This is a genomic window from Spirosoma lituiforme (assembly GCF_054776635.1).
Genome location: NZ_BAAHBO010000010.1, coordinates 146,793 through 160,920, shown reverse-complemented (window position 1 = coordinate 160,920; position 14,128 = coordinate 146,793). Strand labels below are relative to the sequence as shown.

General features: G+C 49.5%; 11 protein-coding genes and 2 tRNA genes. 8 read left to right on the top strand and 5 right to left on the bottom strand.

Annotated elements, in window-relative coordinates; translation table 11 throughout:
* The gene (locus tag ACYU87_RS25020; RefSeq protein WP_461136744.1) at positions 1–291 is read right to left on the bottom strand and encodes a hypothetical protein; all 291 of its coding nucleotides are present in this window, start codon (positions 289–291) and stop codon (positions 1–3) included.
* Positions 292–1,065: 774 nt separating this feature from the next.
* Between ACYU87_RS25020 and ACYU87_RS25015 the strand changes: the two genes are divergently transcribed.
* On the top strand, positions 1,066–1,332 hold the full coding sequence (locus ACYU87_RS25015) for a hypothetical protein (RefSeq protein WP_461136743.1): 267 nt from the start codon (positions 1,066–1,068) through the stop codon (positions 1,330–1,332).
* A 99-nt stretch (positions 1,333–1,431) separates the two neighbouring features.
* On the opposite strand, the gene ACYU87_RS25010 is transcribed toward ACYU87_RS25015, so the two are convergent.
* From ACYU87_RS25010 to ACYU87_RS25000, 3 genes are all read right to left on the bottom strand, one after another.
* The gene (locus tag ACYU87_RS25010) at positions 1,432–1,701 is read right to left on the bottom strand and encodes a hypothetical protein (protein ID WP_461136742.1); all 270 of its coding nucleotides are present in this window, start codon (positions 1,699–1,701) and stop codon (positions 1,432–1,434) included.
* Between the two features lie 287 nt (positions 1,702–1,988).
* Positions 1,989–3,023, bottom strand: a complete 1,035-nt coding sequence (locus tag ACYU87_RS25005; RefSeq protein ID WP_461136741.1) for a hypothetical protein — start codon at positions 3,021–3,023, stop codon at positions 1,989–1,991.
* A 98-nt stretch (positions 3,024–3,121) separates the two neighbouring features.
* Positions 3,122–3,529 (bottom strand): YtxH domain-containing protein, encoded by a 408-nt coding sequence (locus tag ACYU87_RS25000; protein ID WP_461136740.1) that lies wholly within the window; start codon positions 3,527–3,529, stop codon positions 3,122–3,124.
* Between the two features lie 773 nt (positions 3,530–4,302).
* On the opposite strand from ACYU87_RS25000, the gene ACYU87_RS24995 reads away from it, so the two are divergent.
* The 7 genes from ACYU87_RS24995 to ACYU87_RS24965 all read left to right on the top strand — a co-directional run bounded on the left by ACYU87_RS24995 (position 4,303) and on the right by ACYU87_RS24965 (position 9,304).
* The gene (locus tag ACYU87_RS24995) at positions 4,303–5,688 is read left to right on the top strand and encodes an MATE family efflux transporter (RefSeq protein WP_461136739.1); all 1,386 of its coding nucleotides are present in this window, start codon (positions 4,303–4,305) and stop codon (positions 5,686–5,688) included.
* A 304-nt stretch (positions 5,689–5,992) separates the two neighbouring features.
* Positions 5,993–7,273: a GTPase HflX gene (gene hflX / locus ACYU87_RS24990; protein WP_461136738.1), complete on the top strand. Its 1,281-nt coding sequence runs from the start codon at positions 5,993–5,995 to the stop codon at positions 7,271–7,273.
* Positions 7,274–7,330: 57 nt separating this feature from the next.
* A tRNA-OTHER gene (locus ACYU87_RS24985) sits at positions 7,331–7,424 on the top strand.
* Positions 7,399–7,662: a GIY-YIG nuclease family protein gene (locus ACYU87_RS24980; protein ID WP_461136737.1), complete on the top strand. Its 264-nt coding sequence runs from the start codon at positions 7,399–7,401 to the stop codon at positions 7,660–7,662. The genes ACYU87_RS24985 and ACYU87_RS24980 overlap by 26 nt, the downstream gene beginning before the upstream one ends.
* Positions 7,653–7,724 (top strand) — tRNA-Arg (locus ACYU87_RS24975). Before ACYU87_RS24980 ends, ACYU87_RS24975 begins: the two co-directional genes overlap by 10 nt.
* A gap of 195 nt (positions 7,725–7,919) precedes the next feature.
* Entirely contained in the window at positions 7,920–8,750 is an 831-nt protein-coding gene (locus tag ACYU87_RS24970; RefSeq protein ID WP_461136736.1) for an alpha/beta hydrolase, read from the top strand.
* 146 nt (positions 8,751–8,896) lie between these two features.
* Positions 8,897–9,304, top strand: coding sequence for a hypothetical protein (locus ACYU87_RS24965; RefSeq protein ID WP_461136735.1), 408 nt, complete (start codon positions 8,897–8,899; stop codon positions 9,302–9,304).
* Between the two features lie 161 nt (positions 9,305–9,465).
* Here ACYU87_RS24965 and ACYU87_RS24960 read toward each other — a convergent pair whose 3' ends face one another.
* Complete coding sequence (locus ACYU87_RS24960; RefSeq protein ID WP_461136734.1) at positions 9,466–14,043, bottom strand: nitric oxide synthase oxygenase; 4,578 nt, start codon at positions 14,041–14,043, stop codon at positions 9,466–9,468.
* Positions 14,044–14,128 lie beyond the last annotated feature (85 nt).

Genomic DNA, 14,128 nt, shown 5'->3' with positions numbered 1-14,128 from the left:
TTACAGACGCTCTATTTTACCGGTCCTTTTTTTGTCGTACTCAGCCAACGATTTCATAACCTCCTCGTGGTATGTTTCGAGCATGGCAATCAATTGCTTATGACTGTAAGCTGATTCGGCAAACTGGCTTTGCAGCTCCGTCTTGAAAACGGTCGGGCTCTGTTCACCGTATCCTTTGGGAAGTCTTGATTCAAAGAAATTTAGGAACTGCCGACTCGTAGCCATATTGTGCTCGAGCTGCTGCCTACGCTCCTCCAAATACTGCTTTCCCCTTTTATCTCTACTGTCCATTTTAGTGAAATTACGGAAAATACTCAGGCTTTCGACATCCTGACGTATCATTTATTTACCTAAATTATAAACAACTAGTTAATAGTAGGTAAATATTTATTAATCGGATTACTTGGCCTTGCCCTGCTGTTTTTCGTTTAATCATAAATCAACAAACTATTTTATAACTTAAATAATACTCAGTATAACAAAACTACTCCTACCCTATTTCTATATTTCTTATTATATACTATATGCGTAATAATCGTTAGGGCGGTTAGATAAGTTTATTACTAACAAGCCTGATATATTAACAATATTTACTTTCAAAAAACTACTAGTTACCAATAAGTAAATAAAGTTGGCATAGAAAATGCAACATATAATTTTGTATACACTCGACTGAAATTATCATGGTATTATCTTTTACAACAGCTGATTGTTTGGGCCAACTCAAAGAGTGCTCCTGGTGGTTCACCAACATGGAGTTTGCCCTAGAGGTACTAAACAATCTTTCATCAAGAGGAAAAACGGTTCTCCATGCCCGACTCATAGATAATGGGCACCACATCGATTTGCCTGTAGACGCTTTTGACGGTAACACGCTGTCGTCTCCCATTTACCAGTTGGAGAATGAGTGGAAACAACTACTACGTTAAGTGCTTACCAGTCAGAACAACTCTTTTTATCTATCGTAACTACCGTTAGCCATGAGCGCAAATCTCTTCTGGCTATATTCATTTCATTACGCTACATCACTATTGTTCTATCACTTTTTTAAACGATTCACTTTACATGAGTACCGTTATAAAGGCATCTGAAAGAAATGTCATCAACTTTTGGTTTGCGGAGAAAACCCCGATACAGCAATACAAGATCAAGATGAATCCAAGGCTCTGGACAGCCTGCCAGGAAGTTAGTCAGGTATTTAAAGCACCGTCCGGTCTGCTGGATCAAAAGCTGTATCGCAGAGGGGATAAAGTAGCATTCGCCCGGATGGTATTAGCGCATCTGCAAACCAAAGAAATAGCTCTCGACCAGGGTATGTTTGAACTGATCTGACTCGCCCGGGTATAGCCCAATCGATGAAAAGATACATGGCTGCATGATCTTGAGTTCATTCGATTGCTGTTTAAACAAAACCGACTCGACCTATTGGATCTAGGCAGAATTAGACAACAGATAAGTCCATTCATACTCCAGGTTTTGCAGAACAGGCTCCATGAATCGATCGTCAAAAGCTTCGCTTGGTAAATCGATCCAGTTTCCGTAGCAATCAGCCTGATCCAGAAAACGGATGTATCGTAGTTGCCACCCTTCCCGGATTAGTTGCGTCAGACCATCAAATCCGGCTTCGATAGTGGCTGAACTAAACTGGCTATTGAAGTACTTGCCATTATTATCCGTACAGAGAATAAAAAATGTGTACATAGTCAATTTTAATAGATCGATTGAGGAACAAACAGAGTAAAGGCGTAGAAGTACGAGCATGACCTGGCTGACAAGCAACATAACAACGCACACGGATAATAGCCTGTAAATGAGGAATTAGTGAGATTATGGTGCTTTCTGGTTCTGACTTGTTAACCAGCTACAAAACCAAACCGGCACCAATGAGCGTTGTCATTGGTGCCGGTGTAAGAACCTGGCTTCTAACAATAAAACGTATCGACTTTTTAACAACAGCCGGAGCCAAGTAGGTTATTACGCATGAGGTGTTAGCGGACCTGCCCTGCAAAACGATCACGGTTGTCTGTCGAATCGGTACCCATTTTAGCACCATATCCAGCTGCGACTACACCGATCAGGAAACCAAAGAAGCCAAATAAAGCGGCTTTGGATGCAGCCGATGCAGCAGCGTCAGCGGCATGACGAGCCTGAATAGCAGCCTCTTTTTTGGTCTGCTCCAATTTAACGGCAGCTTGCTTGTAAGTGGTTATCCAGCCGTCTACTGTCTGTTCTGCCTCAGCCCGCGTTTTGCCGGTCCGCTTCATAACTACGTTCACGGCGTCGTCCCGATCCACACTGTTTACTGTGGCCTGTCCTTGCCGAAAGAGCTTGTCGAACAAACCTCCAGCGATATCATCGACAGCTTGCGGGTTCGATGCAGCGCGGTTGGCAGCCGTTTCAGCCTGTTGGCCCGCCTTATCGGCCTGACGCTCCAGTTTGTCCGGATTTAGATTAGGGTTACCCGTCTGACGAAGTAATTTGTTTGCTTCACTTTTCAGCGAACTCAAGTCAAGGTCTTTCAGGTTGATTCCGTTTTCGTTCAATTGATCCTTTACAGCATCACCAATTTCGGGGGCGGCTGCTGATACGGCGGAACCTGCTGTACGAACCAGACCACCTACCAACCGGCCAGCACCACCGATCAGGCTACCGATAGTTGTCGTCAGAAAGTAGATTGTTATTAACGTTGCCAGGCTCCAAGTCAATACGCCATGAAGAACACCATCAAATGACCGGGGGGCACCTGCCAGCCGACCCGCTACCCAACCACCGATGAATAGAGAAAGCAGACTCGACACGATGTACCAGATCGCGCTGCCGGTACCCAGCCCGCTCGTCGGGTTTTGCTCGGTTACCGGATCAACAGTGCTCAGGCCTATACCCAGTCCTAATAGGGTCAACAATATCTGGGCGACAATGGCGACCAATACGCCAGCAAACACGGCACTCCAGGAGATGCGTTTCAGACTGATGCTGTTTTCGCGACTTAACGCGGCAGCAGAATAAGTGGATTCGTTTGACATAACTTGAGTTAAGAAAATGAGAAGAAAAGATAAAATTGAACCCCCGATAGTAAATCAAGGGGTTCGTTTACGTTGTGTTGAGTAAATCAGAAAGTGACTTAGTTTACTTTGAAAGCGTCTCTCGCTTTATCTATCGTTGACTTTGTGCCGTCGGCCAGCTCTTCGGCTTTGTTGTCTGCTTTATTAGCCAGATCATCAGCTTTGTCGGCAACTTTGTTTCCGTACTTATCCAGTTTATCGGCTGCTTTTTCAGCGGAATCACTCACGTTTGTTTTTACTGCATCAATCTCTTTTTTCGCTTCTGACTTTACGTCATCCCACTTGTCGGATAGTTCGTCTGACTTCTTGCTAACAGCGCCAGCTATCTTATTACGAAGATCTTTGCCCGAACGAGGAGCGATCAGAATGCCGACAGCAAGCCCGATTAATACGCCGGTAACTATGCCAGATGCAAACTCTGGATTTTCGATCAGGTTGTCTCTTTTTGTACCGAATGTGAAGTTCATGTTGGTAGTGATGTAATTGAGAAATTAAATTTTTCTCATAATCCTTTAACGATAACTGTGCCAGTTCCATAATTGGATAATTCTGAATGCCAACTAACTGACAATCAAGCGTAAACCTTAAGTAGAGATAAATTCTACTTAGAGCTTACTGAGTAGAATTTCTACGTATTTGTGGAAGTCTCTACGTGAAAAAATATCAAAATAGCTAATTTTAATCAATATTAACCTATTAAAAAACAGCTAGTTACCTAAACGAACGGGTAGCTAGAATCAGCTATTCTGGTGACAGTAGGGCACCAATGATCTATTTACATGAGGACTGGCTACACTGTCCTGTACAGTAAGCAATTAGGTATATACATATAGGTATGCGTTTACCTCACACGTGGCTGCTTACCGGCTGAATTCACTTGACAGAATTAAACTTTTCCAAGAATCAACAGGAAAGCCCAGCTATGAGTTAATGATTGCGATTTTTCAGCCTTCAACAGAAAGCAAAACCAGAGTTGGGTCTAGTGTAAAAGGCCGAACAGTCTGTGCTAATGACCGTTCGATCAGGCGTATTTGGTTTATTCAGAAAGAAATTCGTAGGTTTGCAGCCTTAACTGCGACCGCGCTGGCGGCTCCGACAACGCCCATGATTTTCTTCGCTTAGGACCGAATCTCGGTTCCCTTCTTCTGATTATTGCCGCCCGCCTGGGTAGGCTACTTCTGTTCATCATTCTTTCTGTACTGTCAGTCGCCACATCGACTTCGACCTAATTTATTGTCTAATGACCAAATTTATTCGGTTGTTCCTGGCCGCATTGCGTGGGTCAGAAACCAATTTCACTTCCGGTAGTATCAACCGGGCCATCTTTATGTTGTCGGTGCCTATGATTCTGGAGATGGTGATGGAATCGCTGTTTGCCGTAGTCGACGTATTTTTCGTCGCTAAAATCGGAACAGAAGCCATCGCCACGGTGGGCCTGACGGAGTCGGTTCTAACCATCGTGTATTCCATTGCCATCGGCCTAAGCACAGCCGCAACGGCCCTGGTATCCCGACGGGTTGGAGAAAATAACTACCGGGGGGCGAGTACCGTAGCCGGACAAGTGATCCTTGTATCCATCGCGCTAAGCCTGCTGATGGGTGTTGCCGGGTTTGTCTTCGCCGAAAACATTCTACAGACAATGGGTGCTGACCCGAAATTAATCAACAACGGAGTAAATTTCACCCGGATGATTTTCGCCAGTGCACCAGCCATCGTATTGCTGTACACACTGAGTGGCTGTTTGCGTGGATCGGGCGATGCTTCCGTGGCCATGCGGTCGTTATGGCTGGCGAATGGCGTCAATATCGTGCTTTGCCCGGTGTTTATTTTCGGCCTGGGTCCTGTTCCCGAACTGGGCGTTATGGGCTCGGCAGTAGCAACAACTATTGGCCGAACGACAGGCGTTTTATACCAGCTTTACGCCCTGACGCGGAAAAAGGGGGCCATTCAGGTTCTTCGTTCTGATATCCTTCCAGACAGAGATCTCATCAGGAATCTGCTTGGCCTGGCAATTGGTGGTACCAGCCAGTTTCTGGTTGGTTCGGCCAGCTGGATATTCCTGACGCGTATCCTCTCGACGTTTGGCAGCGATGTAGTAGCTGGTTATACCATTGCCATTCGCATTATTGTGTTTACCATTTTGCCTTCCTGGGGCCTGGCCAATGCAGCCGCGACGCTGGTCGGGCAGAATTTAGGCGCTGGACAACCCGACCGGGCCGAAACCTCCGCCTGGCGGGCGGCTTTCTGCAACATGCTCTTTTTAGCAGCCGTAGGCATCGGCTTTTTTCTGGGGGCCGCACCGATCGTAGGTTTGTTCGACAACAACGTTCAGGTGGTTGCCATTGCGGTCGAATGCCTCCGGATATTTTGCCTGGGCTACTTATTCATGGCTTATGGCATGGTGCTGAGCCAGTCGCTCAACGGTGCGGGAGACACCCGCACCCCAACAATGATCAACATTGTCTGTTTTTGGCTGGTTGAAATTCCGCTGGCCTTCACCCTGGCGCACGGGTTGAACTGGGGGCCTCCGGGCGTGTTCTGGTCGGTAGCCATCAGCGAAACATTGCTGGCAGGTATAGCTGTTCTGGTCTTCCGTCGGGGACGCTGGAAAACGGTTCGGGTCTAGGTTTTTGGCAGACTTAATCTTTGACAGGATTAACAGATTTAACATGATTTTCAACTGTATCTCAGCTTGACCGTCACATTATTCCCGAAACAGAATTAACATGATTTTCAGCCAACATACGTCCTGTTAATTCTGTTAATCCTGTCAAAAATCAATCCTGGCTTACGTCTATTTTGGCCAATTCGTTGCCGAAACTTTTACTTCCTATGGCCCGTTATAATTTATAGGCTTATCGCTTTTCCCGCGTATGATTCAGTTCATTTCCCGTGCACGATAAACCACCTAATCACCTTTAAGAATATCCATGTTCGACACACATAAACCACACGAAACCGCTGTTCTGGTTGCTCTGATCACCCAAAAACAGACGGCTGAACAAACGAAAGATTACCTAAACGAGTTGGCCTTCCTGGCCGAAACGTCGGGCGTCAAAACGGTGAAATCGTTCACGCAGAAACTTGAGCACCCCGACAACCGGACGTTTGTTGGCAAAGGCAAGCTGGAAGAAATTCAGACGTTCATTCTGGATAACCCGGTCGATTGCATCATTTTCGACGATGACTTAACGCCGTCTCAGGTACGGAACCTGGAGGATAGCTTCAAAGAAATCAAAGTACTGGATCGCAGTCTGCTCATTCTGAACATTTTCTCGATGCGGGCGCAAACGGCTCAGTCACGGGTGCAGGTTGAGCTGGCGCAGTACCAGTACATGTATCCTCGTCTGACCCGAATGTGGAGCCACTTAACCAGCCAGAAGGGTGGTGTGGGTATGCGTGGTCCGGGGGAGAAAGAGCTTGAAACTGACCGCCGGATTGTGAAAGACCGGATCGCCTTTTTGAAGGAGAAACTGGCCAAGATCGACAAGCAAAGCGTGACGCGCCGGAAAGAGCGGGATCGTCTGGTACGGGTAGCCCTGGTAGGGTACACCAACGTCGGGAAATCCACGCTGATGCGGACTATGGCGAAAACCGACGTATTTGCGGAAAACAAGCTGTTCGCCACCGTCGATTCGACCGTTCGCAAAGTTACGTTGGGTAACATTCCGTTTTTGCTGACTGATACGGTAGGGTTTATTCGTAAACTGCCCACGATGCTGATCGAGTCGTTTAAATCGACGCTCGATGAAGTCCGCGAAGCCGACATACTGGTTCACGTTGTCGACGTATCTCACCCTAATTTTGAGGAGCAGATAGAAGTTGTCAACGCTACGCTGGCCGACATAAAAGCGGCCGATAAGCCGATGGTTCTCGTTTTCAACAAGATGGACCAGTTCTCACCAAAAGATTCCTGGACGGAGAAAGCCGAATTGCCCGAAGAGGATGAAGTATTCAACGGTGCCGAGGAGGTCCTGATTCCTATAGACGTGCGTCGGAAAACCGCGTTGGAGTACCTGAAGAAAACGTATCTATCTCAAAAGGCCGACTATGTAGCGTTTATCTCTGCTGAAACGGGCGAGAACGTAGGTGAGCTTCGGGAGTTGCTTTACACGCTGGTCAAGGAGAAGCATTATTTCATTTACCCAAACTGGGTAGGTATCCCACTCAGTGAATCAGCCGATGACTTTGGCGATGGTTTGGCGGGTTAAGGGATTTTCAGCAATTTTGCACGTATAAGCGAGCGGTCACCATGACCGCTCCTTTTTTGGTCCCGTAGTTCAACGGATAGAATACCTGCCTGCCGGCAGGCAGGAGCGTTTCCTGAACGCTGGACATGGGTTCGATTCCCGTTGGAACTATGTACACAGTATATGCGATAAAGAGCGACATAGATGGTCGAATTTATGTGGGTATGACGGCAAATTTAGCCCGTAGGCTACAAGAGCATAATGCAGGCAAGAACCGATCAACTAAATTTTACAGGCCTTGGGTCGTTATTTATACCGAATTAGCAGAAACGAGACTTGATGCCCGTAAGCAAGAAGTATATTTGAAATCGGGGATTGGAAAAGAGTTTCTAAAAAAAATGGTCCCGTAGTTCAACGGATAGAATAAGCGTTTCCTAAACGCTGGATATGGGTTCGATTCCCGTCGGGACTACTATCTCAGAGAGTGAGCCTCTAATTCACGGCGAGTTAGGGGCTTTTCTGCTTTTACTGGGTGAAGCTTTTGCCAAGACCTGTTAAATCAGCGCTTAAGACTGAGCGGATTTGAGGAAACAAAAAATAACCTTTCAAACGGGTAGTGATAGCGTTAATTTCCCTTATTTCAGGAGCATTTTGAAAGCATACTCTCATGAATTTTCTGCGTTCGTTATTTCTTACCGGCGTTTTAGCCTTCTTGCATCTGGCAGCTCAGGCGGCCAAGGTAGATACGGTCAATACGTATAGCTCGTCGATGAAGAAGACGATTAAAGCGGTTATCGTCACACCTGATTCGTATTCCATCGGACAGGAGTTTCCGGTTGTGTATTTACTGCACGGCTACGGCGGCAACTACAGCGATTGGGCCAAAAAAGTACCCACCATCAGCCATACTGCTGACCTTCATCAGGTTATCATTGTTTGTCCGGACGGCAATGTCGGTAGCTGGTACTTCGATAGCCCCGCTGACCCTTCGTTCCGCTACGAGACGTATGTGGCCGATGAGTTGGTGAACTGGGTCGATGGGCATTACAAAACCATCAGAAACCGGGCAGGACGCGCCATCACGGGCCTCAGCATGGGCGGACACGGGGCATTGTATCTGGCCTTCAGGCATCAGGGGGTATTTGGGGCGGCCGGCAGCATGAGCGGTGGAGTCGATATTCGCCCGTTTCCCAACAATTGGGACATGGCCAAACGCCTGGGTCCGTACGCCCAGTTTCCGGAACGATGGGAACAGAACACAGTCATCAATTTACTTTACCTGCTAACGCCGGGGGCACTGTCGCTTATTATTGATTGCGGTACGGAAGACTTTTTCTTTCGGGTCAATAATAACCTGCACGACAAGCTGCTGGAACGAAACATCGCCCATGATTACATTACGCGGCCCGGTGGCCATAACTGGACTTACTGGACCAATGCGGTAACCTACCAGATGCTGTTCATGCGGCAGTATTTCGACAGGTCCAAAATGAACTGATTGCTCTTCATGTACCCGCCGTATACTGTCAATCTGTTAAACAGACTATTTTGGCGGGAAGCGGTGTTACCTATACAAACAGCCATGTGAATTGCCAAGACATTCGCCAGAGAAGCGGCTCTAGTGCGACACATGCCAAGAAACTAATGAGAACCGAAGCTATTTACGAATTACTCACGAGGGCCGTACACGATGTTATTACGGAGCCCTGGACCATTGCCGAACTCAACATTCGTTACCTGGCGTCGACCAACGAGGCAGAGTGCGACGGTACGTACCTCGACGCGTCGGGGGAAGCTCAGGTCTTATCAACTGAATTTCCCGATGAGCTACTCGAAGCACTGCCCGAACTGTTTACGAATCGCGCAAACGAAGGGAACCCATCAGCTAACAGCATTCAGATGACGATCTCCGCTCAGAGTCGTTTTGCCGTTGATTATGAGTGGGATCAGGAGATTCAGGACGAAGACGATCATTTTACGCAGGGCGGAACGGTAAAAGACTGGCTGAGAATCCGCAAAGAGAAGTACGGCACTTCGCCGGAACCCGAGTAGCCCGGCATTCGATTAAAAAACTACCGGCGTCGGCTTATCCTGGCTACTCGCACAGAGCGGGTACAGATGAACCGAAGCCGGTAGTTTTTTAATCGAATGCCTCTACGGCTATGTCGCTTGAGACCAACAAACGATTCGCTTTTTCGCCCGCCCAAACAGGGCTAAACGGAAACGCGCTCCAGCCAGCGTTCGCCCTGGGTATATTTCGTTTCCTGGAGATCGGTAAGTGCCCGCTGGAAATTGAGCAATACGCCCCATACGTCCATCACAAATCGGTTTTCGGATTGCATTTGCCGGAAGAAGTTGATCGCTTCGGCATGCGATAGACCGCCCGTTGTTTTGGCGATGTTCATCAGTACATTAAACACGTCGTCAGCCATTTGTGCATCGCCACAAACGTAATAATGGCAGTTGGGCTGCGAGAGCACATCCCAAAGGTCTTTACTACGCTGCCCGATCAGATCCTGCACGTAAATTTTCTCTTCGTCGAGCCGGGAAAAAGCCACATCCAGGTGGGTTAACACGCCCGCTTCGTGCCAGGTCTCCAATTCTTGTTGATACAAGTAATCGTTCAAATTTCGACAGCCAAAGAATAGCCGGGCATGCCCAACAGGGGGCGACACGGGCGTAATAAACTCATGGCCGTTAACGTGCTGATAACTTGCGTTGTGCAACGCCCGAAGCTGAACTTCACGGTGCTGCAGAAAGCCCAACAAGGGCGACAAACCTGTACCCGCCCCAACCATGAGCATTGGCGCATGTGGATCAACGGGCGGGCGGAAGGTAGATGAACGAACGCAAATACGCACCCGTGTTTCGTCATTTGGCGTCAGTCCCGCCAGATAATTGGAGCACAGACCCGCAATCACCTTCCCAGAATCGGTTGTCAACTGCACAACGCCAACGGTGAGGTGAATCTGGGTCGGGTGAACCAGCGAACAGGACGAGATCGAATACAGGCGGGGCTTCTGCTTGGGCAGCAGTTCAATAAGTTGCGTAAACGATAAATGGGCGGATGGAAAGACGTCCAGCAGATCCATTACCGTTACGAACGTATCGGCAATATGCTTCTTCAACGCTATGTATTCCTCATTCTCGTCCTGATTCCGGCTCAGTATATCCAGCCAGGATTCCAGCCGATTTCGATCCGTAGCCGACTGTGCCGTTTTCAGGAGTGCACCGAACAATTCGTCATAAGGTTCACGAATGGCCAGATCAAGGTCCTCGGTCAGCACTTGCCCTACCCGTACAGGGTCCGGATAGGCGTGTTCACCCGGAACGATTTCTCCCCGGCTGTTGACCAGCGAGGTCGTGAACCAAGCATCCGTATCGACCCCTAGCCGATTGGCCAGTCGCTGTACCAACTCAGGTGGGTTCTGCGGATAGATCGCCACATGGTCGCCGGTTTCGTACGTCTGGCTAGTGTTGCTGATGTCGAGCGCAATAAACCGCGTAGATCGGCTGCCGATGATGACTTTTTTCAGCAACTCCCGATTCTCAACAACCGGAACGGCGAACCCTGACTGTTTCTCCTCACGAAGCGCTACAGCTGTATCGGGAACCTGATCAGCGTCTACAAATGAAACCTGCAGCCTTGTGTCGGCCGTTGTTGACAGATCAACGCTGGTGGGGTCTTCGCCCAGCAAACGGGCTACCAGATCAAGCCATTTCCGGAATGTATCCGCCTGCCCCTTAATTTCATCACCCCGATGCAGGCTAATGACGCGATTGCCACCCACGCGCGCCAACTCCCGGTCAAGTGTAATACCAGCGGCACAAAAATGGGTATACACAGTACTCCCGAGGGCCATTACCGAGAAATTCAGTTGCTTAAACGCGCCGGCTGGTTGGGCTTTGATTCGGGCGTGAAATTTCTGGGCGTTGCCCGGCAAATCACCTTCCCTGAACGTAGATGTTACAACGAGTAGCAGATCTTCTTCACTCAGGTGCGAGATGGCGTACTCGTCGAGGGCCATCAGGCGGGGATGGTATCGGCTCAGCCGACGTGCCGTTTTTCGGGCGTAGCTTTCGGCCGTACCGGTCTCTGAACCGTATAAAATAAGAATACGTTGGGGGCGATGTTCAGGGGCCGTCGTTCGGTCGGGCCGAAGTGACTGAACCTGCATGCGGTCAGCCTCCAGCAATTCCGTCGCGCCTTCCTCGTTTATCGCCATCAGTTCATCATTGATCACCACCCATCGATCGGCGGCATAATGATAGCTCGGGCTCAGAAAGAAATCGCGCATTTCGTGATGCCAGACCGGGGTGACGCTTCCGCCGGCCGACGGAACCACCCATGACCACTGCGCCGGACATTCGCGCCCGGCCCGCTTTTCGCGGAGGTCGTGCGTCAAAAACTGACGCGATGCCGTCTGATGATCGACAAGGGTTACTTTAGCCTTGGAAAACGAGTGCAGTACCGCTGCGTTCAGTTCCAGAAACGCCCGGTCGCGCCAGAGCGTCTGTTCGCTCGATGTATCCAGCCCGATGGCATGGGCAATGGCTTCCGCCTTTTCGTAGCGCCCATCCTCCCAGAGATTCCGGGCAATTTCGGTTTCCATGAACCAGCCGTTAAACGGAATGCATCCGTACTGAACACCCCCAATATCCATCCGGAAATTAGTAATGGCGGGTACGGCACACCATTTAAGATCAAGCGCGCCGACCGCCGGGTAGGTCGGGTGCTCAATCGCCACTTTTAATACGTCCTCCTCTCTGAACTGATACATTCTGGGTGGTTGACCAGGCACATCGATCACAAGGGGCAACGTATCGTAAGCCGTTTTAACGGCGGGGGGAGTCCACCCCTGCCGGATGAGGGTCTGCGTAATGGCCAGATTGGCTTTATCGCCCAGCACCGATCCGTCTTCCTGCTCATAAGCCGCAAAGCGAACGTACTGACTGTTCCAGATGCGCGGCCCCCAACGTTCCAGGGGCTTCTTGGGTCGAAACACACTCATCACAATCTGTACATTACCACCATTGGTAGCCAGTCGCAGGTGTTCGGCGCACTCCCGGAACATTTCGTCAGGATCGGTCACGTGACGCAAATCACGCACGATCATGTTGCGCCACGAAATCCGGCCAATGCATTTAGCCGAATTCCGCCAGGCGAGCTGGGCACCATACGCCAGCTCTTCGTACGTGTGTGTATAGTTTCCGGTTGCCTGTATTTCCCGTTTAATTTCTGTCCACCGACGTTCGCTGTCCGCGGCATCCCAGGCCAGTTCATCGCCGATCAGATCAATGTACTCTTTTGCCTTAGCCAGTATGCGCTGCTGGTTGATCATCGGTTGCCGCAGCACGTTTGTTACCCGGCTGAGCAGTATTTCCCAGGCCCGTTCCTGTTCATCGGTAAAATCAGGAATGTATTTTTTCAGTACCGTCATCATCGGTCCAACCAGTTTTGGATAGGCTTCCGGCGGCACCGAAAAGTTCGTATGCACCTGGCTCAGGTCGCGCAGTTCCTGAATGATGTTATGGCCACTTTCCAGCGATCGAACCAGAAAAGCAATAGCCTGCATCAAGTGCTCAGTCAGGCTATCTACGTCCGTACGCCCAAAAAACGGAATAATTTCGGGGTGCGTTTGGAATAGAATGTGGTAAAAATCAGTACCAATAACCCGGGCGTTGGCCGCCAGCCGATCGCCCCCCTGCCGCATTTCCCGGATCATATCGGGCGTGAGGGCTTCTTCGTATTGCTTGGTGGCCGCCAGGGCTGGTGCTAAAATGAGCAGCGTAAAAAATCGGTACATGGCCGAATTTTCTCCCTTTGCCAGATTTTCGCGGTCGTACTCTTCCAGGTGCGGAATATGCGCCAGCATCCAGGCCCATACCCGGCGGGCAGCCAGCCAGTGTTCAGGACGCATGCCTAAATCAGCCAGTAGCGCCACATAGTCTTCAACCGATTTGAGCCCCTCGGCTGGTTCAGGATAAATACTCCGATAACTTTCGCGAAGCACTCGTTCAGTCTGAGGCATCAGCCGCCGGACGCTTACATCGAATAAACCAGCAAAATAACTGGGAACTAAGTCAATGGCATCGCCGAAGAGGTCGATTAATTCGGGTTCCTCGTACAGAAGCCGTTCAAAATACAGCTCAATGAGCATATCCTGATAGGCCAGAAACTTGTTCCAGTTATCTTTCACCAATACCTGCTCAGGTGTCGTCAGGTGCGGCAAATCCGTAACATCGTCGGGTATAGCAACTTCAGGTACTTGTCGGGCAGTATGGACGGGGGTTGCGATAGGCGCAAAAAAAGGACAGCCGGCTGCGGTTGCTTCGGCAATATCGTTCTCCGAGTGGGTCGACGCGGCTGAACTATGTTCGTCTGCCAGTTCTCGGGTCATTCGTATACGGACCTGCATATGAGGGGCCTCCTGCCAGCCTCGTAATGGTAAATAAACATCTGTACTGCTTTGTCCGTCGAGCTGATTATGCACGGGCAATGCCAGCGGCTCTAAAGCCTGCCAGCGCTGGTTGCCCTCCGGCCGGAACTGCAAAATTAGGTAAAGTTCGCCAGACCCTTCGTGTCGACCATTTACCAGCCATTCGGGCTTGCGTCTTGTTTGTAAAATCTGCTCCCGTACCATACCACCCGAGTCGTCATGAGCCTGAATCAATCCACGATACTCATAGCCCTCTTCAGGATAATCAAGGGCTATAACTTCTGTGATACGAACCACGCCCAGGGCGCTGGCTTGCGGTTCTTTATCCGGGGTATTGGTAGAGGTTGACACAGGGTAGTTATTTCTTAAGGTAGAACACGGGGATATAAGAGTCAGCGGATTGCGTAGATAGCTTAAAATTACCCCCTATATTAGC

Excerpts from the sequence above, each read along its gene's own strand:
- ACYU87_RS24995 (WP_461136739.1), top strand. The coding sequence starts at position 4,303 with ATGACCAAATTTATTCGGTTGTTCCTGGCCGCATTGCGTGGGTCAGAA.
- ACYU87_RS24965 (WP_461136735.1), top strand. The coding sequence starts at position 8,897 with ATGAGAACCGAAGCTATTTACGAATTACTCACGAGGGCCGTACACGAT.
- ACYU87_RS25015 (WP_461136743.1), top strand. The coding sequence starts at position 1,066 with ATGAGTACCGTTATAAAGGCATCTGAAAGAAATGTCATCAACTTTTGG.
- ACYU87_RS25000 (WP_461136740.1), bottom strand. The coding sequence starts at position 3,529 with ATGAACTTCACATTCGGTACAAAAAGAGACAACCTGATCGAAAATCCA.
- ACYU87_RS24980 (WP_461136737.1), top strand. The coding sequence starts at position 7,399 with ATGGGTTCGATTCCCGTTGGAACTATGTACACAGTATATGCGATAAAG.
- ACYU87_RS25010 (WP_461136742.1), bottom strand. The coding sequence starts at position 1,701 with ATGTACACATTTTTTATTCTCTGTACGGATAATAATGGCAAGTACTTC.
- ACYU87_RS25020 (WP_461136744.1), bottom strand. The coding sequence starts at position 291 with ATGGACAGTAGAGATAAAAGGGGAAAGCAGTATTTGGAGGAGCGTAGG.
- ACYU87_RS24970 (WP_461136736.1), top strand. The coding sequence starts at position 7,920 with ATGAATTTTCTGCGTTCGTTATTTCTTACCGGCGTTTTAGCCTTCTTG.
- hflX (WP_461136738.1), top strand. The coding sequence starts at position 5,993 with ATGTTCGACACACATAAACCACACGAAACCGCTGTTCTGGTTGCTCTG.
- ACYU87_RS25005 (WP_461136741.1), bottom strand. The coding sequence starts at position 3,023 with ATGTCAAACGAATCCACTTATTCTGCTGCCGCGTTAAGTCGCGAAAAC.